We start from the raw sequence: 24,050 nt of genomic DNA, 5'->3' as shown, positions 1-24,050 counted from the left end.
CATGCTAGCATTTAGTTTCTGAAATTACTGAAAGTTAATGATATGACTTTATCTGAGAAAAATTTTACCTTTGTAATGCATTGCGGCGAAATGGGAAGCCGCTGGGGTTTTAACCGTACTATTGGTCAAATGTGTGGATTACTTATTATCACTAAAAACCCAATGACCGCGAATGAAATTGCCGATTCACTGAGTATTTCACGAGGCAATGTGAGTATGGGCATTAAAGAGCTTCAGTCTTGGCAATTAATTAAAGTTCAGCACATTCCTGGTGACCGTAAAGAGTATTATGCACCCGCAGGCGATATTTGGGATATGGCAAATCGTGTATTTGAAGAGCGTAAAAAACGTGAAATCGATCCAACACTTAGCCTATTGCGCGACAACTTATTAGACGAAGCAAGTAATGAAGAAGAAATCTATGCACAAAAACAAATGGGTGAAATTCACAACTTACTTGAAACAGTGACTAAATGGTCTTCTGAATTACAACGTTTAACTCCTGAGCAACTCAATAAACTAATGAAACTCGGTTCTGGCATTGGCAAGGTAATAGACCTAAAAGATAAGATTTTTAAAAAAGAATAAAGCCGCACTGTGCGGCTTTATTATTAATTAAATATTATATTTTTGGATAGCCAATTCGATCAGATAAATAACCGACACTCGTTGCAAAATAATACGAGCGGTTCCAATGCATTAACACTTTATAGTTATCGTAGGCTAAAAACATACGGCCGTTAATATCATCAGGCATCACTAACGCAGCACGCACGTTTACATTAGGTAAAGCACTGCCGTCGACTTTTCTCAACCCTAGTGCCTGCCAATCAGCAAGTGAACGCTCTGAATCATCCCAATATTCAAGCCATTGCTTACGCGTTTTGGTACCACGTACTAAGATATATTTGTTATCGAATCCATCTGGAAGTTTGACTTGACGGCCCCAAGTTAATGAATCGTTCCAGCCCTCTTGCTTTAAATAATTAGCAATAGAAGCAAACGCATCTTCTTTAGTCGTCCAAATATCTTTACGACCATCGTTGTTATAGTCAACGGCGAAAGCATTAAAAGACGTAGGCATAAATTGAGTTTGCCCCATTGCGCCAGCCCAAGAGCCTTTAAATTTATCTAAGGTAATATGGCCCGATTTTAAAATGTCTAAAGCTGCCCATAATTGGCGTTTATAAAGAGCTTCACGGCGGCCATCAAAAGCAAGCGTCACTAATGATGAAATAACATTGTGCCCCCCTTGAATGGTGCCAAAGTTACTTTCAAGCCCCCACAAAGCCACTATAAAACGCGCTTGTACGCCAAATTCTTTAGCTACTTGCTCAAGAATGTCTTTATTTTCCGCATACAGTTTACGAGCACGGTCAATTTTCCATTGCGGAACACGTTTTGGTAAATAGGTTTCAAGTGTTTCTTTAACTTCAGGCTGGTTTTTGTCAGCCGATACTACTTTTTCTTTGTAGGTCGCTGTTGCAAACGCACTATCAATTAACGATGTTTCGTAGCCTTTTGCGATTGCTTCTTTTTTTAAGTTTGTTAAGTAATCTTTAAATTCGGCTTGTGTTTTTGCAACCACTGACGAACTTAAACATAAACCACATAATACAATTGCCAGTTTTTTAATCACGATCGGCTCCATTTTGTTTTCTTAATTCAGTAAGCAAATTATCTTCCGGTGGTGGAAGCTGTAAATAGTAACCTTGATCGGTTAATGCACCCTTAACAGTCTCTAAATCAGCACCACCTAGGTGTTCACGTTTAGCCAAATTAATAATCATCACATAGTGGGGTTTGCCAAACATAGCCATTAGAGGTTCTGGAACTTTGCTAAAATCATCTCTTTTTTCAACAAATAAGAAGGTATCCGCTTTTTTCTTACTTTTATACACCGCAGTTAACATTATGACCCTATAAATTCTTGCACAACAATGCCGCACACTATACCATGAGAGTAATAATAAGTTAGAAAATTTAGATTAGAAATTTCGATAAACGCCTTATCCAGCCTGTGTTTATCTAATTACAATTTCTTATCATACAATTCAATTGAGCGTGTATGTCGGACCAAATTTTTGAGTTAAAAGGGAATCTTTTTACGTTATCAGTTTTACATCTTTATAGTGCTGATATTAACCTTTTAGCAGAGCAACTCTACGTAAAAATAGCCCAAGCTCCCCGTTTTTTTGAGGGAGCGCCTATTGTTGTTAATTTAGAAGAAGTAAAAAGCAGTTCTTTGGACTTTGTTCATTTAAAGTCACTTATAGAGCGAATGAGCTTTAACGCAGTGGGTGTATGTAATGGCTCTGAAGAGCAACATACAAGCGCAAAAAAAGCTGGCTTCTCAGTTTTAAATTACTCGCAAGACGTAAAAGCAGAGCCCGTTGAAAAACAACCAAACACATCAATTGTTGAAAAAAACATTATACTTCCTGCACAAATAATTAACGGCACGGTGCGCTCAGGTCAACAGGTTTATGCAAAAGACCGCGATCTTATTGTACTAGGCGCTGTTAGTCATGGTGCAGAAGTAATAGCAGATGGCAACGTACATATTTACGGGACCCTTCGCGGTCGCGCTATAGCGGGCGCAAAAGGATTAGAAAACGCACATATATTTTGCCAAAAGCTAGAAGCGGAACTTGTTTCCATAAATGGCAACTACTGGATCAGTGACTCTCTACAAGGTGAGTTTTGGGGCAGTGCTGTGCAAATACAACAAAAAAATGAATCATTAGAAATTTCAGCTTTGGTTAAAGGATAAATCTCATGGCAAAAGTAATTGTCGTTACCTCGGGTAAAGGTGGTGTTGGTAAAACAACATCAAGCGCCGCAATAGGCACAGGCTTAGCATTAAAAGGCTACAAAACGGTTATTATCGATTTTGACATCGGTTTACGTAACCTTGATTTAATTATGGGGTGTGAGCGCCGTGTTGTTTATGACTTTGTTAACGTTATAAATGGTGAAGCAAACTTAAACCAAGCACTTATTAAAGATAAGCGTGTAGAAAAGTTATTTTTGCTTCCAGCATCGCAAACTCGTGATAAAGACGCACTAACTCGCGATGGTGTAGAACGCGTTTTAAACGAGCTTAAAGAAGATTTTGATTATATTGTATGTGACTCGCCAGCGGGTATTGAAGCAGGTGCGATGATGGCAATGTACTTTGCTGATGAAGCGATTGTAACCACCAATCCAGAAGTCTCATCTGTACGAGATTCTGACCGTATATTAGGTATTTTGCATAGCAAATCTAAACGCGCTGAAGAAGGCCTAGAAAACATCAAAGAGCACCTGCTATTAACACGCTACAACCCTGAGCGTGTAGCTAGAGGTGAAATGCTTTCTGTAGAAGACGTACAAGACATATTAGCAATCGATTTGCTCGGTGTTATTCCTGAGTCACAAGCAGTATTAAGTGCATCAAATTCAGGCCAACCGGTCATATTAGATGGTGAATCAGATGCTGGCCAAGCATATGCTGATGCCATAAACCGCTTACTTGGTGAAACCGTCGATTTTCGCTTCTTAGATGTAGAGAAGAAAGGCATTTTTAAACGGATTTTTGGAGGCTAATGTGTCGTTACTTGACTATTTCCGCTCAGAAAAGAAAAACAGTGCGTCTCTTGCAAAAGAGCGATTGCAAATAATTGTCGCACACGAACGTTCGCAGCGTGGAACACCTGAATACCTACCACAATTAAAACAAGATATTTTGGATGTAATTCGAAAATATGTGAACGTTAATAGTGATGCAGTTCAGGTACAATTTGATCAAAATGAAGACGATTTAGCTGTATTAGAGCTAAACGTTACTTTACCTGACGAAGAGAAAAAATAAATGAAGAATGGGCGCACTAAGCGCCCTCTTTATAAATAATAACAACTGAGAGGTTAACCCTTTAGGTATCCCACTCTTTTAGCGCGTCTTTAATAAAGTTATAACGCCAAGAACTCATTAAGTCTGGCTTTATATGCGCCTTTTTTTGCTCTTCTGTTAGCTTCCAGTTCCAGCTAATTAGCTGATTTACTTGCTTTTTAGATGCCATAACATCTTCAGGAATAGCGTTAGCTTTAGCAACTTTGGTTATTTTTTGCTTAATATCTTTTGCTGTTTGTTTGTAATTAGTAAAATCAATTAACCGTTTTAATGCTTGCGGGTGCTCGTCAACAGCAATTGCCTTCGCTTTTTCTATACACTTTAAAATCTCAACGCCTGAGCGATTAACTTCAATCGACTCCACGCCCGGTATTTGACGTAATGCATTTAAACTAGAAGGCCCACGCTTAGCAATTTCAGTCATGTTATGTTCTTTCAACACAAAGTTAAGAGCTAAATTTTTGCGAATTGCTTTATTACGGCGCCAAACGGCTAACTCTTTTAACACTGCTAGTTCGTGTGGCTTTAATTGCCACGCATTTTTTATATCTTTATAGAGCAATTCATCTGGTGTTTGAAACGCGCGTTTATTAGCAATTAATTCGCTCTCATCCAAAACAATTTCAAAAAAGCCGGCTTTTTTAATACGCTCTATGATCAATTCAAAACACGGTAATAAATGAAATGTATCAGCGGCGGCGTAATCTAGCTGCTTAGTGGTTAACGGGCGCTGTAGCCAATTAGTACGTGATTCGCTTTTATCTATTTCAATACCAAGTAATGTTTTAACCATAAGGGCAAAGCCCATACAATTACCTTCACCCAATAATTGCAAAGCAAATTGAGTATCAAATAAAGGAGCAGGAACAAACCCAGCATATTTTTGAAATACTTCAATATCTTCAGAAGGTGAATGCAATACTTTTAAAACTGCTGGATCTTTTAATACCTGCCAAAAATCAAATAACGATAATTCAGCTAAGGGATCAATAAGTGCTAGGTGCTCACCGTCAAAAACCTGAATGAGTGCAACTTCTGGATACAAAGTACGACGACGCATAAACTCAGTATCAATAGCTAAAATAGGCTTACTTTGGATCTGCTCAACAAAAGTATTGAGCTGAACTTGTGTTTGAATTAATTGGTATTGCACTTAGTCTCCTACAATAAAAAAGCCGGCTAATGCCGGCTTTTTTATAGTTTTCTAATCTTTCAAGGCTCGTCTGAGTATTTTACCTACGTTAGTTTTAGGTAACTCATCCCTAAACTCAACGAGTTTTGGAACCTTGTAATTAGTTAAATTATCACGACAATGGTTTATTATATCTTTTTCAGTTAAAGAAGGGTCTTTTTTAACAACAAAAACTTTAACTTGTTCACCACTTACATCGTGAGGAATGCCAACCGCTGCTACTTCAAGCACTCCGTCGTGCATTGCAACAACTTCTTCGATCTCATTTGGGAAAACATTAAAGCCAGATACTATAATCATGTCTTTTTTTCGGTCTACAATGTAAAAGAAACCTTCATCATCATATGTTGCAATATCGCCTGTAGCAAACCAACCGTCTTTTAAACATTCAGCAGTTGCATCTGGGCGCTTGTAGTAACCAAGCATAACCTGGGGACCTTTAACACATAACTCACCAGGCTCACCTTTAGCTGCCTCTTCTCCATTTTCAAGAATTAGCTTAATATCAGTATTGGGTGCAGGTAAACCAATTGAGCCATTGTAAGACTGTAAGTCGTACGGACTAATTGTTACAAGCGGTGCACACTCAGTAAGGCCGTAGCCTTCCATTAGTTTTGAACCCGTCACTTTTTGCCACTTTTCGGCAACAGGACGTTGTACTGCCATACCACCGCCAAGTGACATTTTGAGGTGACTAAAGTCAAGCTCATCAAAACCTGGGGTATTTAATAAACCATTAAATAATGTGTTTACACCAGTGATTGCTGTAAATTTAGTTTGGCTTAACTCTTTAACGAAACCCGGCATGTCACGCGGGTTAGTGATCAATAAGTTCAAACCACCATATTTCATAAACGTTAAGCAGTTAGCTGTAAGTGCAAAAATATGGTAAAGCGGCAGTGCCGTAACAACAACTTCAGTACCACGGTCTAACACTTTATCTAAACAGCCAGAAACCTGCTCAAGGTTGCCAACCATATTACCATGGCTCAGCATAGCACCTTTAGATACACCGGTAGTACCGCCTGTGTATTGTAAAAAAGCTAAGTCAGATAAATTCAATTCAGGGCGTGTGTACGCATTTTCGTCAGCATTCAATAAATCTGAAAATTTAATGGTGTTCGGTAAGTTGTATTTAGGCACCATTTTCTTAACGTGCTTAACAACAAAGTTAACAATGTGCTTTTTAAGACCACCCACCATGTCACCAACTTGAGTAACAACGATGTGTTTTACGTCTGTTTTAGCAAGTGACTTTTCAAGCGTATCTGCAAAATTTGCAAGGATAAATATGGCGCTTGTATCTGAGTCTTTTAATTGATGTTCTAATTCGCGAACAGTGTAAAGAGGATTAACATTAACAACCACACAACCGGCGCGTAAAATACCTAAAATAGAAATAGGTGTTTGTAACAAGTTAGGCATCATTACGGCAACTTTTTCGCCCTTTTTGAGACCCAAATCATTTTGGATATACGAGGCGACTTTTTTAGTTGCTGTATCAATTTCGTCATATGACAAAGTTTTACCCATGTTTGTAAATGCAGGTAAATCTTTGTAATCAGAAAAACTTTTTTCGAACACTTCGAGTAACGAGTTGTAATGCTCAGGATCGATTGTTTCAGGCATACCCTCTGGGTAGCGCTTAAGCCAGATTTTTTCCACTCTTAGCCCCTGTTTATAATTATATTTTTATTAACCTTAATCTAAGTAAGGCACTTTAACAATTGAGCAAATACTCTAATGCAAGGATAATCCCACATTTAACGTCAATATACAATTAACGTGCACCACTTTGCACCATAAATGCTTGAATGTGTTCATAACATTCTTTGCTACTTTGCATATGGCAATGGTGTCCGCCTTCTACATTAATTACACTCAAGTGGTTGTAATAATTAATATACTTTTCTAAATTTTGTTTTACAAATGGGTAACCTTGGTTACCTAAAATTAATTGGCATGGTGCATGTAATTCTTTTATTGCACCAATACATTGCACTTCATCAAACCTAAAACCTGAATGATTTTTGAGCTTGGGATCGGTTGTTAATGTAAAACCGCTGGGAAGTGCTTTTATGTTTCGCTGCATTAAAAGCGAAATTAGTTCATTATTTAAATCAGTTGTTTTAGCACGTGCCTCATAAATATGCGCTTTACTTTGGTAAACTCGCGCTTTTTTATTATGCGTTCTAGTACGATTGAGAACTGCATTTTTCAGTTGCTCAGTGACTTGCTCGCTAGGTGTTGTCACACAGCCAATACCCTCAATAAAACTAACTGTTCTTACCCTATCACTAAAACAACTTGCAAAAAGGCCAGCGACCATAGCCCCCATAGAATGCCCAACAAGGTGAACTTTATTTACACCAATAGCTTCAATAAATTGATAAACATCGTCAATATAATCAACAAAATAATAATGTGCATCATCACTTCGCCACGATGTTAATCCATGTCCTGAAAAATCAATACAGTACCATGTTTGTTCAGGAGTGTGCCCATTAAGCATAGGAGTAAAACTATTGCAGTTGTCTAACCAACCGTGAAGCGCTACAACAACCTCTTCTCCGGAACCTATTTTTAAGCCATGAATATTTAAATTACGTGTTTGAATATTAAATGGCTGCACATATGCTCCTTCTTATTTTATAAATATATAACATACAAGTTGTCAGACCACTAAATAGTTTACCTAAATGTTTATTATTTTAGTAGTCAAAAGCACAAGTGCAAACAACATTATGAATAAAAACCTTTTTATTCATAATGTTAATTTTATAAAGTGCCCTATTTACTCAGTGCTAATAAACTTTACTCATTGAGAGTTCAATATAGGCGTTGATGTATCCATACGTTAGACTATAACGCATCAAAACAATGTTTAATCGCACTAATCAGTGATTTGTCCCAATCTATTAATTTATTTATCATAGTTAAGGTATACAATAATTTAGCTATTAATAAAGTACATTCATAAGGTACGAAAAAAATGAAAAAACAGATAAGTATGCTGGCACTAATGTGTACAGCGTCTGGTGCAATGGCCGAAACCGCACCTAAAAATGTAATTTATATGATTGGCGATGGCATGGGGCCCGCCTACACAACGGCTTATCGTTATTTTAAAGATGACCCAACAACAAAAAATGTTGAGCAAACCATTTTTGATACCATGCTCACAGGGATGGCACGCACTTATCCTGACGATCACACAGTTGTAACCGATAGCGCCGCAAGTGCAACAGCATTGAGCAGCGGACATAAAAGCTATAATGGCGCAATTGCAGTCGATACCGATAAAAAGCCGCTTAAAACAATGCTAGAAATTGCCAAAGAACGTAACATGACCACAGCTTTAGTAGCTACATCACAAATAAACCATGCAACACCAGCAAGCTTTGCAGCTCATAATGAATCACGTAATAATTACGATGATATTGCTGATGACTATATAGATAATAAAATTGTAGGTAAGTTACCTGTTGATTTAATGCTAGGCGGCGGGACTCAATACTTTATACGTGATGACAGAAATTTGGTAGACGAATTTAAAGCTGCTGGTTACCAATATGGCGATAGCATTCAAAACCTTGATCAAATTACGCAAATTCCTGCCATTGGTTTATATGCCGCTAAAGGCTTACCTTTTGCGTTAGACAAAAACCCAACAAGGTTAACGCAGCTTACCTCCAAGGCACTCAACTTATTAGACAATCAAAACAAAAATGGCTTTTTTGTGATGATTGAAGGCAGTCAAATTGATTGGTGTGGGCACGCAAACGATATTGCCTGTGCTATGGCTGAAATGGATGATTTTGCATCTGCTATTGAAAAAGCAAAAGCATATGTTGATAAAAATAAAGACACCCTACTTGTTATAACTGCTGATCACTCCACTGGGGGGTTAACATTAGGTGCACATGGCCAATACAAGTGGGAAGCTAATGTTGTTCATGGTGTAAAAGCAACAGCAGGTAAAATTACTCAACAGTTACTCGACTCTGATGATCTAAAATTGGTGTGGAATAAATATACTAATATCGAATTTACCCCTGAAAATAAAATAAAGCTTGAACAAGCTAAATCTATGGGTGACAAAGCACTTAACTTAGCCGTTAAAAGTATTATAAGTGATACAAGCTTCACAGGATGGACAACAGGTGGACATACCGCAGTAGATGTTCAAGTTTTTGCTTATGGCAAAGGGAGTGAGCAATTTATTGGTTCTCAAAACAACACCGACATCGCAGATAAGTTAATCAATTTCATTAAACACTAAACAGTTAGTAAAACAAAAAACCCGAACATTGTTCGGGTTTTTTATTATTGGAGATTAACTACGTTCAAGCGTAAATATCTACCCCAATTAAGTTTTGGACTTCTGCTCTGCGTTCTAAGTTTGCAAATTCAGTATAAGTAGAAATTGCTTTACTATTTTTTGCAGTCGGTTGGTCGTAAATTGTTTGGCTGTAGTCGTTACTCTTGGCGGTACTTTTAAACAATTGGTTAGCAAGCTCAACGCCCTCTTTACTGCTTTTTACATAATCAGTATTTGTTTTTTGAACAGAACCCTGTTCAACCAAACCTTGTGGTTTTGCAGTCACTCCCTTCGCAGGGATTATTCTGCCTGGAATATCACCTGTAAAAAAACCTGAGCCTATAGGCAGCGTCATCACGCTTCTCCACCCTTGAACATATCTAAAATTATGATTTAAAAATAGCCAATTTGCAAATTAACCTAACACGGCATTACTCGCGCCCCGGTAACTTTTTCCATGTTACAGTATCACGAACATACTTTGGTTGGGCATCACTTGCTCGAACGCCCTTGCCTGCAATAAATGCTGCATCAACAAAGGCAAGCATATAGCGTGCATCTGGTAATGTTATATCTGTATTAATCGTAATGTTTTCAAAGTTTGACAATGCATCAGGGTAAGTTTTAAAGCCAGTGCCTACTGCAACTGATGCCTCATTGGTTGTTATATACTCACTAGTTAATAGAGCAGGCTTAATAACGCACTCGTTATTAACTAATTCCATTAAACCATTATGTAATTTGTATTGTGCAAAGTAAATTTCACCCATGCGCGCATCTATGCTAGGAAAAACAAGTGTGTTGTTGTTTTGCTCATAGGCTTGCTGTGCCATAACTGCCAGTGTAGAAACCCCTACAAGAGGTAAATTAGTTGAATACGCTAACCCTTGAGCTATGGCCACACTTATTCTTACGCCAGTAAAGCTGCCGGGGCCTTGCCCAAAACCAATAACATCCAGTTCTTTTAATTTACAGTTTGCTTTGGTCAATAACTCATCAATCAAAGGTAGAATTTTTTGACTGTGCTGCTGTGGGCACTCTTCAAAATGATGAAATGTCTCTCCCTTATAATGTAAAACAAGTGATAGTGCTTCTGTTGAAGCATCAAGGGCAAGAATATTACTTTTGATCATTTTATTACTCTAATTAATTTGTTGTAAAAATGTATTAGCGACTTCTAAGCTTCGCGTACGACGCATTGCAGGCAAGCTTTTTAAGAACACTTGGCCATATTGTCGAGTCACTAATCGGTTATCACATATAACAAGTACGCCTTTGTCTTTGCTGTCGCGTATTAAACGCCCTACACCTTGCTTTAATGCAATAACTGCTTGCGGTAATTGAATGTGTGCAAATGGATCTTTGCCCTGCATTTGGCAATCCTGCATTTTAGCTTGTAGCAAGGGGTCGTCAGGTGCTGCAAAAGGCAATTTATCAATAATAACACAGCTAAGCGTACTGCCTCTCACATCCACCCCTTCCCAAAATGATGCCGTACCTAATAAAACGGCATTACCATGTCGGGTAAATTTTTCTAAAATAATTCGCTTAGACATTTGCCCTTGCATGTAAACGGGGTAGTCAATTTGTGTTGTAAGCCCCTCAGCGACTAAATGCATCATACGGTAACTTGTAAAAAGCACAAAACAGCGCCCTTGTGCTGACTTTATAAGCTCAAGGGTTAATTTAACAATAGCATGAGGCATATTATCAGCATGTGATTCTGGTAAGTACCTGGGTAAACACAATAATGCTTGATTTGGGTAGTCGAACGGACTGTCGACCATCATGCTTTGCTCTGGCTTTAAGCCTAAGCTGGCATTAAAGTGGGTAAGCTTATTGTCGACCGACAGCGTCGCTGAGGTAAACACAAACGCAGCACCGGTATCTTTCATCATTTGCGCAAATTTTACAGACACATTGAGTGGTGTGATATTTATAGTTAAAAAGCGTCGTGTTGTCTCATACCAATAACTAAAACCAGTTTGTGCGGTATCAAAAACCCGTTCTAACTGCCCTTTAAATGCTAAAGCCCGTTCGAATGGATGTTCTATTTTATCGCTTCTGTCTAAGCACAGTTTTAGCACTTGATAAACAAAGTCCAAATCGCTGATAACGCGATGCAGTGCTGCACATATTTGCTTATCACTCAGCTTTTCTCGCCAATCTCCTCGGCTACCATCTACACCAAACTGTAAACGTAAGTCGGCAACACTGGTTTCTAATTTATTTAAGCTTTTACCGAGTTGTAACATGTCAGGAATTTCAGCTCTGTATATAGCGCGTAAATCAGTAATTAAGTCCACCAGCTTTTTAGTACTCACACTTTCACCAAAGTAGTCGCTGGCAATTTCACTTAGTTGGTGGGCCTCATCAAAAATATAGGCGTCGGCTGTGGGCATCAATTCGGCAAAGCCACTTTCTTTAACTGCCATGTCTGCAAAAAATAAATGGTGATTAATAACAACTACATCCGCCTCTGCAGCAGTTAAACGCGCTTTACGTATGTAACACTCTTGAAAGTCTGGGCATTCTTTGCCTAAACAATTATCGGCAGTTGAATTCACATAAGGTAAAACTTTGGCGTCGTCTTCTATACCAATACAATCAGCTAAATCGCCTGATTGTGTTTCGCTTGCAAATTTTGCAACCATAGCCAGATGATGCATTACATCGGGATCGTCTGTTGGTACATGCGCAACATGTTGATTTAAACGGTATGTGCATAAGTAGTTAGCACGCCCTTTTAGCAATGCCGTTTTTTTTGTCGCACTGAGTGCTTTAACCAATTGAGGTAAATCACGATGATACAACTGCTCTTGAAGTGCTTTAGAGCCGGTAGAAATAATTGTTCTACCTTTAGATTTTAGGGCTGGCGCTAAATAAGCGAATGTTTTACCTGTTCCTGTCCCCGCCTCAACAACGAGTTGTGAACTGTTTTTTAATGCTTGAGCAACTGCGACAGCCATATCAATTTGTGGTTGGCGTGGAGTATAGCCATCAAAAGATAACGACAAAGGGCCGGTTGCACTAAACAGTTGTTTGATAACAGCAATCACTTTTCAAAATAATAATAGTGTGATTTTACGTAAGGCTTTAACCAAGGGCAAGCAAATACAAGCCTATGCAAGGTATAAAACTAGTCTAGGTTTTGAACATAATTGAATAACATTGTCTGTTAATCTTTCCTATTCAAAATCAGGTTATGCTTTACCCAAACAAATGAGCGTATGTTTGAGCCCTTTTCGTTTATGTATTATTAAATATTGTTGAAATTAAGATTTAAATGTGGGTAATAAAACTCACAGTTTTGGTTAATAAACGCTGTTGGCATTGCAGCATAGTGACCATGATCTTTTAAATATTCCATATGCTTTTTACCATCAGTGGTAAATTGATGGAATAAAGAGTGATTTAATCCGTCAAATTCTAGCGGTTTTATATTAACTAAGTCGCATAGTTCCTTGTTAAAGGCTGGGGTTGATTTAACCCATTTCCCTTCAATAAACTGTTCTACATAGGCATGCATTGTAAATACCTCATTTTTTAGTAACTCATCTAATTTAGGGGTACTTAAATGATTACGCACATCAGCTAAGCCCAATCGCGAAGGAATGTTACAAGCCCGACTTAATGCTATTTGTAATGATGCTTTGGGAATACAGTATGCTGCTTTGTTGTCTAAGCAATAATCGCTGCTGAGTGACTTTGCACCATCTAAAAGTGTAAAGGGATCATATTTAATTCCGTCTCTTACAAGGTAATAAATTGAAACGGCCTTAGCGCGTTCACCGCTGCCTTTTACCATTTTTAACCAGCTGCTTATTTCATGATGATTTTGATTAAAAAAAGTATCATTTTGTAAGTACTGCTTCAAACCTGCCACCTTAATAAATATATTTATTGTAATTGCTTATATTTAAACTATATCTTTCAATAGTAAAAAACATTTTAAAACAACAACTTTAAAGATAAGTTAGTCTTTAAAGTATGTTTTAATGTTACTTCTACAAAAATTAAAATAATATGTCTGCACAGGTATTTATAACAGTCCGATTAGGCCAAATGAAATTATGAAGAATATAGCAATTATTGCCTACGAAGGCTGCTGGGCCGTTAGCGTATTTTTAGCAAAAGATTTTTTTACTATTGTTTCTCTACTCGACTCGCATTACTCATTGCCTCAAAGTTATAACATAGAAATAATAACGACCGATGGTGCACCTATAACAAGCTCGAGTAATTCACTGGTTGTTGCCGATAATTCGCTTTCTGACAAATCCTATGATTTGGTGATTATTCCGCCTATAGAAGGCTCTAAATTAAAAAATATGCCATTGGGCACTGACCTAATTATTGAGTGGCTAAAACCAAAAATACATAGTAATACGTCTATTCTTAGTTTAAGTACTGGCTCATATTTTTTAGCAGCAACAGGTAAATTAAACAAAACGGTGATAGCTACTCACTGGAGTTTAGTTAAACCACTCAGTGGATTATTTCCTGATTGTGAATTTATTAGTCATAAATCGTATTTAAAAATGGGGAATATCTATACAACAGGCTCTTTTGAGGCGGGTATTAGCGTGCTTTTAGGTGTTGTTGCTAAAGACAAAGGCGATCGCTTCTCTCAACAATGCGCTACTCATTTGCTTATTTCTGACTCTGGTAAGTTAAATCTTATTTTGCCTCAATTTAATAATCATAAAGACGAAAAAATTAATGAGATACAAGATTGGATTCATAACCATTCAAGTGGGTTAATCACCATAAATGAGCTGGCAAAACAATTTAATTTTAGTGAACGCAATTTAAAAAGACGATTTACGCAAGCAACAGGAATATCAATCAATAAATATGTGCAAGAAGTACGAATAGATAAAGCCAAAAAGCAGTTATTAGCAACAGATAAAACAGTGAACGAAATATCAGAGGAAGTAGGATATGAAAACAGTAGTTTTTTCTCTCGGTTATTTAAAAAAAGTACAGGGTTAACCCCTGCAAAGTGGCGTAAGAATGATTGAGTTACTTAGTTTAAATGATAATCTAAGCCCATGTATCTAAGTGTTCTATCCCATCATCGTCTTGGGTAACACTGTTTTTTTTGACTTGTGGCTTGGTTTGATCTTCTATGACACTGAGTTTTTTCTTCTTTTGTAATTCACGTTTTTTTTTGTTTTCACGTTCTATTTTTTCGCTAGCAGCACTGCTTTGCACACCCGCGATATAAAATGCACCTTTTGACTCAAGTGACAATCGGGTAATTCTACCCAAGTAAGGTATCATCATATCCATACATACATCCTTAAAGGCAATCGCTTAGTTGTGAGCAAAAATCAAACAATTGATATAATACAAACTTATGTCGTTATATCCATAGTATCGGCAGTTATAACTTATGCTTTAATTAAGCTAAAAAAAACTTGCTATAAGCATAGATAATATGTTTTTATAGCTTTGAAAATTATTGAAACAGATTAAAGCTTAACGCTCACTAAACAGCGCTAAGCAAAATAGGATTATTAAAATGCGCTTAAACCTGACAACAGTACATCATCACCACCATTCACCGGAATAACCTGTCAGGTCTTTCGCTGAGAGGTTATTCCTAAAAGGAACCTCTGGCGATTCAAAACATATTGATTCATTTTCGCCCTGAGGTTCCCCTCGGGGTTTTTAGTTTTTAAATTAAAGGAAAATGAATAATGAGTAACACAAATCGTCTACGTATCGCCATCCAAAAAGGCGGTCGCCTGTCTAAAGATTGTCAAGATTTACTAAAGCAACTAGGTGTTAAATTAAACCTACGTGAGCAACGCTTAATTGCACACTCAACTAATATGCCAATTGACGTACTACGTGTGCGCGATGACGATATTCCGGGCTTGGTAATGGACGGTGTATGTGATTTAGGTATTGTTGGCGAAAACGTACTAGTAGAAGTACAAGCAGAACGTGAACGCCAAGGTGTACCAAGCGAAGTTAGCAAACTAGCTAAACTAGATTTTGGTTACTGCCGCCTTGCACTTGCATGGCCACAAGAGCTTGGCCCACGTGATAAGAGCTGGTTTGAAGGTAAGCGTATTGCTACAACCTACCCAGAAATTTTAACGCAGTGGTTAAAGCGCGAAGGCATTAATGCAAGCACTGTAATGCTTACAGGGTCAGTAGAAGTAGCCCCTCGTGCCGGTCTTTCTGATGCAATTTGTGATTTAGTATCTACTGGTGCAACACTTGAAGCGAACGGTTTGATGCAAGGTGAAACAATTTTAGAATCAAACGCCTGTTTAATTCAAAATAAAGACCTTCAAGATGAAGACAAACTAGCGCTAATCAATAAGCTTATGCCGCGCCTTCGTGGTGTTAAACAAGCTAAAGAAAGCAAATACATTATGCTACACGCGCCAAAAACTAAACTTGATGAAATTTGCGAAATTTTACCAGGCTCAGGCCAACCTACCCTACTAGCACTTGCTGGTAATGAAGAGTACGTAGCGCTTCACATGGTAAGCAGCGAAACATTATTTTGGGAAACAATGGAGCAGCTTAAAGCCCTAGGCGCTAACTCTATTTTAGTAATGCCAATTGAAAAAATGATGGAGTAAGTACCATGCTTCGTTGGAATGAGGAATCTTCACAAGTACAAGCAGCGGCGCTAATGCGCCCTGCGGTTTCTGCCAGCGCAAAGGTTGAAGCAATATGCCAAACAATTATGAGCGATGTTAAAGAGCAAGGCGATAAAGCCTTACTTGATATGGCTAAAAAGTTTGATAATAGAGCTAACCCTCGTTTACGTGTACCGCTTGATGAAATAAATGCATCAGAGCAAGCACTAAGCGCAGAGCTTAAATACGCAATTGACACCGCTTATGCAAACGTTAAACGTTTTCACGAAGCGCAATTGCCTAAAGATATTAAGTTATCAACCCAACCTGGTGTTGTATGTGAACTGAAATATCAAGCCATCGAAGCTGTGGGTATTTATGTACCAGGTGGCAGTGCTCCACTGCCATCATCGGTTATTATGCAAGGTGTACTTGCACAATTAAGTGGTGCTAAAACTGTCGTACTTGCAACCCCTGTGCAAGGTAATGAAAGCATTAACCCTGCGATATTATATGCAGCTAAGTTATGTGGCATTACAACTTTAATTGAAAGTGGTGGCGCAGGCGCAATAGCCGCAATGGCCTACGGCACTGAATCAGTGCCTAAAGTGAACAAAATTTTTGGCCCAGGTAATAGCTTTGTAACGATGGCAAAACAGCTTGTTGCGCAAACAATTCCTGGTATGGCAATCGATATGCCAGCAGGCCCGTCTGAAGTATTAGTAATAGCAGATGAGCGAGCAAATCCTGAATTTATAGCAGCAGATTTACTCTCACAAGCTGAGCACGGCGCTGACTCGCAAGTTATTTTATTGTGTAACAGCGAAAGTATCATTGAGCAAACGCAAAAGGCCCTTACTCGCCAACTTGCAAACTTAAGCCGAAAAGAGACAGCCGAGCAAGCACTGGCTAATTCATCACTTATTTTAGTAGACTCTGTTGAACAAGCATTTGACGTATCAGCGCAATACGGCCCTGAGCACTTAATTTTGCAATTAGCAGATTCAACACCTTATTTAGATAAAGTAAAAAATGCAGGCTCAGTATTTGTAGGCGACTACACGCCAGAGTCAGCGGGCGATTATGCATCGGGTACTAACCACGTTTTACCTACCTACGGTTACAGTGCAACTTACTCGAGTTTAAACTTGCTTGATTTTTTCCGTACGTACACAGTGCAAACTATTAGTAAAAGTGGCTTAACACAGCTGTCAAAAGCTATTTTACCACTTGCAGATGCAGAAGGCCTTGATGCACACGCAAATGCGGTTTCAATTCGTTTAGAGGCAATTAAAAATGAGCAATGAGAGCGCACAAGCGACAAGCTTATTACCACAAAATATTGCAGCACTTGCTGCCTATAGCTCTGCTAAAAGTGAAAAGCTATCAGGGACAACGTGGTTAAATGCCAACGAAAGCCCTTATGCTAAAAACCTTGAACTGAGTATTGAAGATTTAAATCGCTACCCAGATCCCCAACCGCAACTAGTGATTGACCGCTACGCTGCTTATACAGATCTTGAAAGCGAAAACGTATTAATGACGCGCGGCGCCGATGAAGGCATTGAGCTTTTAGTTCGCACTTATTGTGAACCAGCTAAAGACAGCATTGCGTTATTTTTACCAACATACGGTATGTACAAAGTTACGGCTGATACTCATAACGTTGCCATTAATAGCCTAACGCAAGCGCTATTACTTGATGGTAGTGTAGATGAAATAGTAAAGGCTGCGGGCAACTCGAAACTGGTGTTTATTTGTAATCCAAATAACCCAACAGGTAGCCTAACACCGCTTAATAAAGTAAAAGCAATTGCAACAGCGCTTGCGGGAAAAGCACTCGTCATTGTTGATGAAGCCTATATTGAATTTTGCCCAGAGCAAAGCGCCACAGCACTTATAAACGAATTTAGTAATGTAGTGGTACTACGCACATTATCTAAAGCGTTTGCACTTGCAGGCCTTAGAACGGGTTTTACACTTGCACAAGAAAGTGTACTTGCGCCAATTCGTAAAGTGATTGCGCCGTATCCGGTATCGGGTGTGGTGGCAAGTATTGCAGCTCAGGCAATTGCACCTGATGCAATTACATCAATGCGCCGCCAAGTGACTATTTTAAATAGCTTAAAAGCTAAACTTGTACAGTGGTTAAACGCCTCCCCCGCTGCATTAAAAATCCTCACTGGTGAAGGTAACTTTGTTACCTTAAAATTAGCCAACAAAAACTACTTTAAAGTAGCCCTTGAGCAAGGTTTAGTAATGCGCGCGTTTACCCTATACGGTGAAGACGATTGGCTACGAATTTCAATTGGTAGTGAACAAGAGCTCGAACAAGTTAAAATTTGGTTAGATGGCTTACAAACGCCGACTACCACAACACCATTAGCAGGAAACGAAGTATCATGAGTAACCCCTATTTATTTATTGACCGCGACGGCACCATAATTGAAGAGCCAATTACCGACAAACAGGTAGACAGCCTAGAAAAACTTGCCTTTTTACCAGGTGTAATTCCGGCTTTATTACAATTACAAGCCGCCGGTTACCGTTTAGTAATGGTATCGAATCAAGATGGCTTAGGCACAGACAGCTTCCCGACTGCTGACTTTGATATAGCACAAGATAAAATGATGGATATTATGCAAAGCCAAGGCATTAGCTTTGACGAGGTATTAATTTGTCCACACTTTGACGAGCAAAACTGTGATTGCCGTAAACCTAAAACAGGTTTATTAACTGAGCTTATGCGCTCTGGCAAAGTTGATTTAGCACGTTCATATGTAATTGGCGATCGCCAAACAGATATTGGCCTTGCACAAAATTTATGTTGTGAAGGCATTTTGTACGATGGCAGCTGGCCTGCCATTGTTACCAAGCTAACCACAGCCAACCGCGAAGGCCGTGTTACGCGTAACACCAAAGAAACCCAAATTGATGTAGCCATAAACCTAGATCAAACTAAAAATGGCAGCATAGATACTGGCCTTGGCTTTTTTGATCACATGCTTGATCAAATTCGCACGCACGCCAACATTGGTTTAAACATTAAAGCCAAAGGCGATTTACACATAGACGAGCACCACCTTGTTGAAGACATTGGCATTGCCCTAGGTGTTGCGCTTAAGCAAGCGCTTGGTACTAAATCGCAAATAGCGCGCTATGGTTTTGCACTGCCAATGGATGAATGTAAAGCAGAGGCACAAATTGATTTATCGGGCCGTGCATCATTTGTATTAAACGCTAACTTTAGCCGCGAAAAAGCAGGCGATTTAGACGTACAAATGGTTGAGCACTTTTTCAAAAGCTTAAGCGATAATGCTGCTATTAGCCTTATTTTATCGGTGAGCGACGGTAACTGTCATCACCAAGTAGAAGGCTTATTTAAAGCGTTTTCACGTGCCCTTCGTATGGCAGTAGCACAAGACACGACCCAACAAACAGCCAGCTCTAAGGGATGTTTATGATTGCCATAATAAATACAGGTTGTGCCAATATAAATTCAGTACGTTTTGCCTTTGAACGCTTAGGGCAAACGCCGACAGTCATTACCTCGCCAGAGCAATTAAAAGGCTTTGAGCGGGCAATATTACCTGGCGTTGGCCATGCATCTGTTGCCATGAAACGCCTAGTAGATAACGGCTGGCAACAAGCTATAAACGAATACCAGCGCCCACTGATGGGAATTTGTTTAGGTATGCAGTTACTGTGCGAAAGCACAGAAGAAGGTAACGTACAGTGCTTAGGTAAAATACCTGGGCAAGTAAAAGCCCTCGATGTTGGCAGTTTAACGTCGCCGCACATGGGTTGGAATAACTTAAGTATTAATAAAGAGCATGCACTTACTAAAGGGCTAACACAAGACGAGCAAGTGTACTTTGTACATAGCTTTGCGCACACTGTAAACGACGCAACACTTGTAAGTGGCGAGTACGGCCAAACCTTTTCAGCTATTGTTGCTAAAGACAACTACGCTGGCATGCAATTTCACCCTGAGCGCAGTGCAAAAGTAGGCACCCGTTTATTACAAAATTTTGTTGATTGGCAGTTATAAACTGCCCATTAACTAACAATAAAGAGATTATTTGTGATTATTCCAGCATTAGACGTATTACAAAATCAAATTGTTCGTTTATACCAAGGTAAATACGACACCGCTCAGTTTTACCCTTTTGAGCTTGGTGCACGTTTAAAAGAATACGCCGACAGCGGCGCAGGTAAGCTACACCTTGTAGATTTAGAGGGCGCACGCGATCCAAGTAAAAAGCAGTGGCAACATATTCAAGCCGCAACTAAAGCGCTTAACGTACCGTACCAAGTGGGCGGCGGTATTCGCTCAGAGCAAGATGTAAGTGATTGGCTAAAAGCCGGCGCTAACCAAGTTGTTATTGGCTCAATGGCGGTAGAAAAACGTGAGCAAGTAAAAGCCTGGATTGAACAATTTGGCGCAGAGCACTTTGTTATTGCCCTTGATGTAAATAAAACAGCCACTGGCTGGGCACCTGCTACGCACGGTTGGTTAAGTGAATCTGAGTTTGGTTTACTTGAGCTTGTTGATTTTTATGTAAGCTTGGGCGTTATTGACTTTTTATGTACGGACATCAGTAAAGATGGCACCATGACAGGCCCATCGTTTGAATTGTATGAAGATTTAACTCGTCACAACAGCACCATTAAAGTACAAGCTTCTGGTGGCGTAAGTTCACTTGATGACATTAAAAAACTTAAAGAGCTTGGCGTAGGCGGCGTTATTTTAGGTAAGTCACTGCTTGATGGCGCATTTAGTGTTGAGGAGGCGTTGGCATGTTATCAAAACGCATAATTCCGTGTTTAGATGTTAAAGACGGCCAAGTAGTAAAAGGCGTTAAATTTAAAGGCCATGAAGTTGTTGGTGATATTTTAACAATGGCAAAAGCATACAGCGATGCTGGTGCTGATGAACTGGTTTTTTACGAGATCAGCGCAAGTGTTGAAAAACGCTTACTTGATGTTAACTGGGTAGAGAGCATTGCCCGCCACATTGATATTCCATTTTGTGTGGCTGGCGGTATTAAATCGGTAGCCGATGCAGCACGGGTTTTAGAGCGTGGTGCCGATAAAATAAGTATCAACAGCCCTGCTATTGCACGCCCTGAACTCATAAAAGAGCTACACGATGAATTTGGTAAGCAATGTGTTGTTGTAGGTATTGACAGCTTTTACGATGAAGTAACCGGCGAATACTTAGTGTATCAATTAACCGGCGATCCTAATGCATCAAGCCGCACCCGTTATAAAACCGAAGAATGGGTTAAACGCGTACAAGACTTAGGTGCAGGCGAAATCGTTTTAAATTGTATGAACCAAGATGGTGTTCGCAACGGTTACGACAACGAGCAACTAAGTAAAATGCGTGCATTATGTAATATCCCACTTATCGCCTCTGGCGGTGCAGGCAGCATGCAAGACTTTGTAGACGTATTTAAACAAAGCGAAGTAGATGGCGCATTAGCAGCCAGTGTTTTTCACAAAAATGTGATTAACATTGGCGAACTAAAACAATTTTTAACCGATAACCAAGTGGCAGCAAGATTATGCAATTAACACAACAAAACCAAACTCAAGTTGATTTTGCTAAAAGCGAAATGATCCCTGCTATTGTTCAAGATGCTCGCTCTGGTGTTATTTTAATGCAAGGCTTTATGAACAGCGAAGCACTAAAGGTAACGCTTGAAAGCAACAAAGTAACCTTTTATTCGCGTTCTAAATCGCGCTTATGGACTAAAGGCGAGTCATCAGCAAACTACTTAAATGTGGTGTCGGTTCATACCGATTGTGACTACGACTCAATTTTAGTACTGACAAACCCTGAGGGCCCAACGTGCCACTTAGGCACACAAAGCTGCTTTGGCGATGATGCTAAACCAAGCTTAAGCTTTTTAGCACAATTAGAAGATGTCATTGTTGAGCGTAAAAATGATGACCCATCAAAAAGCTACACCGCTTCATTGTTTGCTAAAGACTTAAGCCGTAGTTGTCAAAAAGTAGGTGAAGAAGGCGTAGAAGTTGCCCTTGCCGCAATGAAACACGATAACGATGAGCTTACCAACGAATCGGCCGATTTGTTGTATCACCTTGTTGTACTATTACAACGCCAAGGGTTAGAACTCACTGATGTAGTTGCTTGCCTACAAGGTCGTCATAAGTAAATACAACGATTACTGTGTGCGCCATTATGTGGCGTACATCGTTATAACAAGCCATAATTTTTCTTTTTTAATTCAGACTCTCAATAGCATTTATTCTCTACCTTAAGTATCCTTGGTAGCAATTACAAAAGGATAGCGCACTATGAAAACTTATCTAACGCTTATACTCACGGGCCTTATTTTATCTGGCTGTAGCAGTTTAACCAGCGAACAAAAAGCCAAATTAGACAGCTTAACGCCCTGTGAAAAAATGGATGGCTTAATAACCGAATTCGATAATCGCTTTGATGCATTAAAAGACACCAAAGTACAAAACTCATATTTAGATGTGTGGACTGCAAAGTACAATGTATTTGGCGATAACTGCCAAGTGACTAGTTTTAACAATAAAACTGTGACCTATCAATGCCAAGAAAGCTACAAAGATCAACAACAAGCGGTAGCTATGCATCAACAAGCAGTTGAACTCACTCGCCAATGTTTAACTAAAACAAACAACTGGTTAGAAACACAAAAAGAGTCAGAAACGTCGCTGCATACCACCTTTGTACTTGATGATAAGTCGCCGGTTATTTCTGTTTATACCAGTAAGACGTTATCAAAAATTAAAACTTGGTCGACCTATTTAGAAGTAGGAAAGCCCGTCGCCACTAAATAATAACGAGAGAATGTATGCGCCAAACACCCAGTAAACAATCCACTCATTTAAAAACAGACTGTATCGGTGAATGTTATAGAATGAATGGCTACTGCACTGGGTGCGGGCGCACTAGCGACGAAATATTCGACTGGATTATTTTAACTGACGAACAAAAGCAAGCAATATTGGCCTCCCCCCGCGAAGACGCAAACAAAGACTAGCATAAATTTATCAACTGTTAGGGCGCATTACGTTGTGATGGGTCTCGTTTAAAATCTTTGCTTAATTGCTTAGGATCTAACGCTTCACGTTGTTTGCTGGAGCCCTCAGCCCACCACATTAATTGATTAAAGGTGCGCGAAAAATAGCTATCCCACGATGTTTGCTCAGGCATCATGGGGGAAACGGGTGGTGCTAGGCTATTAAATACTTGATTTAATTGAGTACCACATTTACCTACTGTTGACTTATTATCTTAATGGCCTTGGTCAATTACAAATTGAGCCACTTATATTTAAAGTTAGTGTGCCACTACAATTTGAAGACTTACGTAAAAGATCGAAAATACAAGAATTTTTTTGCTTAATCTATTTCATAAACTATTATTAAGAAAACACCAGCCCAGAATATTTACGGTTTAAAAAAGAAACATAATTTAAAAACGTTAATCTTTAGCATATTTCACTAACAATATTAAATTACGTTTTTAATCACTCTTTGCCTTTATAAATTATAGTTTAGACATTGAGTAAATTAGTTTTATATTTTAAAAGGAACATAAAATGTCTAAAGAAAATGTCGCAATTAGTCGTAGGCACATAATAGGTGAAGTTCCTATGATAGCGTGTGAAATTGCAGAAAAATGTCTATACACTGGATTTTTTGGATCTATTGACTCTGGCAGAATGGCACAAATTACAGAGTCATTGACACTTCGATGTGAAAAAGAAACTTATAGCGTAGCCATTGTTGACCTCAGTAATGTTGATGCGATTGACACTGCTGTGGCCACACATTTGGTTCGATTAGGAAAAGTGCTTGAACTTATAGGCGTGAAAATTGTTTTTTGTGGGATAAAAGGGAATATAGCACGAACTATGGTTACTGCTGGCGTGGAATTTGACCAATTTGATACGGTTAAAGATTTAAAATCTGCATTGACTTTTTTCTATAGCTCATCTGGCCTAGAGTTAGTAAATGTTATTGCTAAATAAA

General features: G+C 38.9%; 28 protein-coding genes. 17 read left to right on the top strand and 11 right to left on the bottom strand.

Going from position 1 to position 24,050, the window contains the following annotated elements; translation table 11 throughout:
- Positions 1-42: 42 nt before the first annotated feature.
- On the top strand, positions 43-588 hold the full coding sequence (locus KZZ04_RS06780) for a GbsR/MarR family transcriptional regulator (protein WP_058405304.1): 546 nt from the start codon (positions 43-45) through the stop codon (positions 586-588).
- A 34-nt stretch (positions 589-622) separates the two neighbouring features.
- Here KZZ04_RS06780 and KZZ04_RS06775 read toward each other — a convergent pair whose 3' ends face one another.
- Both KZZ04_RS06775 and KZZ04_RS06770 read right to left on the bottom strand, forming a co-directional pair.
- Positions 623-1,639, bottom strand: coding sequence for a lytic murein transglycosylase (locus KZZ04_RS06775; RefSeq protein WP_219422227.1), 1,017 nt, complete (start codon positions 1,637-1,639; stop codon positions 623-625).
- Positions 1,632-1,913: a YcgL domain-containing protein gene (locus KZZ04_RS06770; RefSeq protein ID WP_058405302.1), complete on the bottom strand. Its 282-nt coding sequence runs from the start codon at positions 1,911-1,913 to the stop codon at positions 1,632-1,634. Before KZZ04_RS06770 ends, KZZ04_RS06775 begins: the two co-directional genes overlap by 8 nt.
- A gap of 155 nt (positions 1,914-2,068) precedes the next feature.
- Here KZZ04_RS06770 and minC point away from each other — a divergent pair, with 155 nt between their 5' ends.
- From minC to minE, 3 genes are read left to right on the top strand one after another with little or no spacing between them, the layout of a single operon-like run.
- Entirely contained in the window at positions 2,069-2,773 is a 705-nt protein-coding gene (minC, locus tag KZZ04_RS06765; protein WP_058552296.1) for a septum site-determining protein MinC, read from the top strand.
- A 5-nt stretch (positions 2,774-2,778) separates the two neighbouring features.
- Positions 2,779-3,588 (top strand): septum site-determining protein MinD, encoded by an 810-nt coding sequence (gene minD / locus KZZ04_RS06760; protein WP_219422226.1) that lies wholly within the window; start codon positions 2,779-2,781, stop codon positions 3,586-3,588.
- Between the two features lies 1 nt (position 3,589).
- Positions 3,590-3,853 (top strand): cell division topological specificity factor MinE, encoded by a 264-nt coding sequence (gene minE / locus KZZ04_RS06755; RefSeq protein ID WP_006793461.1) that lies wholly within the window; start codon positions 3,590-3,592, stop codon positions 3,851-3,853.
- Positions 3,854-3,914: 61 nt separating this feature from the next.
- Here minE and rnd read toward each other — a convergent pair whose 3' ends face one another.
- The 3 genes from rnd to KZZ04_RS06740 all read right to left on the bottom strand — a co-directional run bounded on the left by rnd (position 3,915) and on the right by KZZ04_RS06740 (position 7,716).
- The gene (gene rnd / locus KZZ04_RS06750; protein ID WP_138528927.1) at positions 3,915-5,045 is read right to left on the bottom strand and encodes a ribonuclease D; all 1,131 of its coding nucleotides are present in this window, start codon (positions 5,043-5,045) and stop codon (positions 3,915-3,917) included.
- Between the two features lie 51 nt (positions 5,046-5,096).
- Positions 5,097-6,749, bottom strand: a complete 1,653-nt coding sequence (fadD, locus tag KZZ04_RS06745) for a long-chain-fatty-acid--CoA ligase FadD (RefSeq protein ID WP_058405299.1) — start codon at positions 6,747-6,749, stop codon at positions 5,097-5,099.
- 115 nt (positions 6,750-6,864) lie between these two features.
- On the bottom strand, positions 6,865-7,716 hold the full coding sequence (locus tag KZZ04_RS06740; RefSeq protein WP_219422225.1) for an alpha/beta fold hydrolase: 852 nt from the start codon (positions 7,714-7,716) through the stop codon (positions 6,865-6,867).
- Positions 7,717-8,076: 360 nt separating this feature from the next.
- Between KZZ04_RS06740 and KZZ04_RS06735 the strand changes: the two genes are divergently transcribed.
- Positions 8,077-9,366 (top strand): alkaline phosphatase, encoded by a 1,290-nt coding sequence (locus KZZ04_RS06735; protein WP_138528931.1) that lies wholly within the window; start codon positions 8,077-8,079, stop codon positions 9,364-9,366.
- A gap of 64 nt (positions 9,367-9,430) precedes the next feature.
- Here KZZ04_RS06735 and KZZ04_RS06730 read toward each other — a convergent pair whose 3' ends face one another.
- The 4 genes from KZZ04_RS06730 to KZZ04_RS06715 form a co-directional block, all read right to left on the bottom strand.
- Positions 9,431-9,760 (bottom strand): hypothetical protein, encoded by a 330-nt coding sequence (locus KZZ04_RS06730; protein ID WP_058405297.1) that lies wholly within the window; start codon positions 9,758-9,760, stop codon positions 9,431-9,433.
- Positions 9,761-9,836: 76 nt separating this feature from the next.
- Positions 9,837-10,538 carry a tRNA (adenosine(37)-N6)-threonylcarbamoyltransferase complex dimerization subunit type 1 TsaB gene (gene tsaB / locus KZZ04_RS06725; protein WP_058405296.1) on the bottom strand — a complete coding sequence of 234 codons (702 nt, stop codon included), beginning with the start codon at positions 10,536-10,538 and terminating at the stop codon, positions 9,837-9,839.
- Positions 10,539-10,547: 9 nt separating this feature from the next.
- Positions 10,548-12,464, bottom strand: coding sequence for an ATP-dependent DNA helicase (locus KZZ04_RS06720; protein WP_219422224.1), 1,917 nt, complete (start codon positions 12,462-12,464; stop codon positions 10,548-10,550).
- Between the two features lie 200 nt (positions 12,465-12,664).
- Positions 12,665-13,282: a transglutaminase-like domain-containing protein gene (locus KZZ04_RS06715; RefSeq protein WP_058405434.1), complete on the bottom strand. Its 618-nt coding sequence runs from the start codon at positions 13,280-13,282 to the stop codon at positions 12,665-12,667.
- A gap of 196 nt (positions 13,283-13,478) precedes the next feature.
- Between KZZ04_RS06715 and KZZ04_RS06710 the strand changes: the two genes are divergently transcribed.
- Entirely contained in the window at positions 13,479-14,429 is a 951-nt protein-coding gene (locus KZZ04_RS06710; protein ID WP_219422223.1) for a GlxA family transcriptional regulator, read from the top strand.
- A 22-nt stretch (positions 14,430-14,451) separates the two neighbouring features.
- On the opposite strand, the gene KZZ04_RS06705 is transcribed toward KZZ04_RS06710, so the two are convergent.
- Positions 14,452-14,700, bottom strand: coding sequence for a hypothetical protein (locus KZZ04_RS06705; RefSeq protein WP_058405293.1), 249 nt, complete (start codon positions 14,698-14,700; stop codon positions 14,452-14,454).
- Positions 14,701-15,110: 410 nt separating this feature from the next.
- Between KZZ04_RS06705 and hisG the strand changes: the two genes are divergently transcribed.
- The 10 genes from hisG to KZZ04_RS06655 all read left to right on the top strand — a co-directional run bounded on the left by hisG (position 15,111) and on the right by KZZ04_RS06655 (position 23,056).
- Entirely contained in the window at positions 15,111-16,010 is a 900-nt protein-coding gene (gene hisG, locus KZZ04_RS06700; protein WP_058405292.1) for an ATP phosphoribosyltransferase, read from the top strand.
- A 5-nt stretch (positions 16,011-16,015) separates the two neighbouring features.
- The gene (gene hisD, locus KZZ04_RS06695) at positions 16,016-17,317 is read left to right on the top strand and encodes a histidinol dehydrogenase (protein ID WP_058405291.1); all 1,302 of its coding nucleotides are present in this window, start codon (positions 16,016-16,018) and stop codon (positions 17,315-17,317) included.
- The gene (hisC, locus tag KZZ04_RS06690) at positions 17,307-18,416 is read left to right on the top strand and encodes a histidinol-phosphate transaminase (RefSeq protein ID WP_058405290.1); all 1,110 of its coding nucleotides are present in this window, start codon (positions 17,307-17,309) and stop codon (positions 18,414-18,416) included. Before hisD ends, hisC begins: the two co-directional genes overlap by 11 nt.
- Positions 18,413-19,474 carry a bifunctional histidinol-phosphatase/imidazoleglycerol-phosphate dehydratase HisB gene (gene hisB / locus KZZ04_RS06685; protein ID WP_058405289.1) on the top strand — a complete coding sequence of 354 codons (1,062 nt, stop codon included), beginning with the start codon at positions 18,413-18,415 and terminating at the stop codon, positions 19,472-19,474. Before hisC ends, hisB begins: the two co-directional genes overlap by 4 nt.
- Positions 19,471-20,061, top strand: coding sequence for an imidazole glycerol phosphate synthase subunit HisH (gene hisH / locus KZZ04_RS06680; RefSeq protein WP_058405288.1), 591 nt, complete (start codon positions 19,471-19,473; stop codon positions 20,059-20,061). Before hisB ends, hisH begins: the two co-directional genes overlap by 4 nt.
- A 33-nt stretch (positions 20,062-20,094) precedes the next feature.
- Positions 20,095-20,829, top strand: a complete 735-nt coding sequence (locus KZZ04_RS06675) for a 1-(5-phosphoribosyl)-5-[(5-phosphoribosylamino)methylideneamino] imidazole-4-carboxamide isomerase (RefSeq protein WP_006793444.1) — start codon at positions 20,095-20,097, stop codon at positions 20,827-20,829.
- Complete coding sequence (gene hisF, locus KZZ04_RS06670; protein WP_058405287.1) at positions 20,811-21,590, top strand: imidazole glycerol phosphate synthase subunit HisF; 780 nt, start codon at positions 20,811-20,813, stop codon at positions 21,588-21,590. Before KZZ04_RS06675 ends, hisF begins: the two co-directional genes overlap by 19 nt.
- Positions 21,581-22,195: a bifunctional phosphoribosyl-AMP cyclohydrolase/phosphoribosyl-ATP diphosphatase HisIE gene (gene hisIE, locus KZZ04_RS06665; protein ID WP_219422222.1), complete on the top strand. Its 615-nt coding sequence runs from the start codon at positions 21,581-21,583 to the stop codon at positions 22,193-22,195. Before hisF ends, hisIE begins: the two co-directional genes overlap by 10 nt.
- A 142-nt stretch (positions 22,196-22,337) precedes the next feature.
- Positions 22,338-22,853 carry a hypothetical protein gene (locus KZZ04_RS06660; RefSeq protein ID WP_058405285.1) on the top strand — a complete coding sequence of 172 codons (516 nt, stop codon included), beginning with the start codon at positions 22,338-22,340 and terminating at the stop codon, positions 22,851-22,853.
- Positions 22,854-22,867: 14 nt separating this feature from the next.
- Entirely contained in the window at positions 22,868-23,056 is a 189-nt protein-coding gene (locus KZZ04_RS06655; protein ID WP_082653630.1) for a DUF1289 domain-containing protein, read from the top strand.
- 17 nt (positions 23,057-23,073) lie between these two features.
- Here the strand turns inward: KZZ04_RS06655 and KZZ04_RS06650 are convergent, their stop codons facing one another.
- On the bottom strand, positions 23,074-23,232 hold the full coding sequence (locus KZZ04_RS06650) for a hypothetical protein (RefSeq protein WP_235591490.1): 159 nt from the start codon (positions 23,230-23,232) through the stop codon (positions 23,074-23,076).
- 385 nt (positions 23,233-23,617) lie between these two features.
- On the opposite strand from KZZ04_RS06650, the gene KZZ04_RS06645 reads away from it, so the two are divergent.
- A complete protein-coding gene (locus tag KZZ04_RS06645) occupies positions 23,618-24,049 on the top strand; it encodes an STAS domain-containing protein (RefSeq protein WP_058405284.1) in 432 nt (143 codons plus the stop codon).
- Position 24,050: the final 1 nt, after the last annotated feature.

The sequence above is a fragment of the Pseudoalteromonas sp. CR1 genome (assembly GCF_019392235.1).
GTDB lineage: Bacteria > Pseudomonadota > Gammaproteobacteria > Enterobacterales > Alteromonadaceae > Pseudoalteromonas.
This window is presented reverse-complemented; position numbering and strand designations above follow the sequence as displayed.

Coding starts and splice junctions, on each gene's coding strand:
- hisD (WP_058405291.1), top strand. CDS start 16,016: ATGCTTCGTTGGAATGAGGAATCTTCACAAGTACAAGCAGCGGCGCTA.
- KZZ04_RS06730 (WP_058405297.1), bottom strand. CDS start 9,760: ATGACGCTGCCTATAGGCTCAGGTTTTTTTACAGGTGATATTCCAGGC.
- minC (WP_058552296.1), top strand. CDS start 2,069: ATGTCGGACCAAATTTTTGAGTTAAAAGGGAATCTTTTTACGTTATCA.
- KZZ04_RS06650 (WP_235591490.1), bottom strand. CDS start 23,232: ATGATGCCTGAGCAAACATCGTGGGATAGCTATTTTTCGCGCACCTTT.
- hisH (WP_058405288.1), top strand. CDS start 19,471: ATGATTGCCATAATAAATACAGGTTGTGCCAATATAAATTCAGTACGT.
- tsaB (WP_058405296.1), bottom strand. CDS start 10,538: ATGATCAAAAGTAATATTCTTGCCCTTGATGCTTCAACAGAAGCACTA.
- hisC (WP_058405290.1), top strand. CDS start 17,307: ATGAGCAATGAGAGCGCACAAGCGACAAGCTTATTACCACAAAATATT.
- KZZ04_RS06655 (WP_082653630.1), top strand. CDS start 22,868: ATGCGCCAAACACCCAGTAAACAATCCACTCATTTAAAAACAGACTGT.
- KZZ04_RS06660 (WP_058405285.1), top strand. CDS start 22,338: ATGAAAACTTATCTAACGCTTATACTCACGGGCCTTATTTTATCTGGC.
- KZZ04_RS06710 (WP_219422223.1), top strand. CDS start 13,479: ATGAAGAATATAGCAATTATTGCCTACGAAGGCTGCTGGGCCGTTAGC.
- KZZ04_RS06770 (WP_058405302.1), bottom strand. CDS start 1,913: ATGTTAACTGCGGTGTATAAAAGTAAGAAAAAAGCGGATACCTTCTTA.
- KZZ04_RS06735 (WP_138528931.1), top strand. CDS start 8,077: ATGAAAAAACAGATAAGTATGCTGGCACTAATGTGTACAGCGTCTGGT.
- KZZ04_RS06705 (WP_058405293.1), bottom strand. CDS start 14,700: ATGGATATGATGATACCTTACTTGGGTAGAATTACCCGATTGTCACTT.
- hisF (WP_058405287.1), top strand. CDS start 20,811: ATGTTATCAAAACGCATAATTCCGTGTTTAGATGTTAAAGACGGCCAA.
- KZZ04_RS06645 (WP_058405284.1), top strand. CDS start 23,618: ATGTCTAAAGAAAATGTCGCAATTAGTCGTAGGCACATAATAGGTGAA.
- hisB (WP_058405289.1), top strand. CDS start 18,413: ATGAGTAACCCCTATTTATTTATTGACCGCGACGGCACCATAATTGAA.
- hisG (WP_058405292.1), top strand. CDS start 15,111: ATGAGTAACACAAATCGTCTACGTATCGCCATCCAAAAAGGCGGTCGC.
- minD (WP_219422226.1), top strand. CDS start 2,779: ATGGCAAAAGTAATTGTCGTTACCTCGGGTAAAGGTGGTGTTGGTAAA.
- hisIE (WP_219422222.1), top strand. CDS start 21,581: ATGCAATTAACACAACAAAACCAAACTCAAGTTGATTTTGCTAAAAGC.
- KZZ04_RS06780 (WP_058405304.1), top strand. CDS start 43: ATGACTTTATCTGAGAAAAATTTTACCTTTGTAATGCATTGCGGCGAA.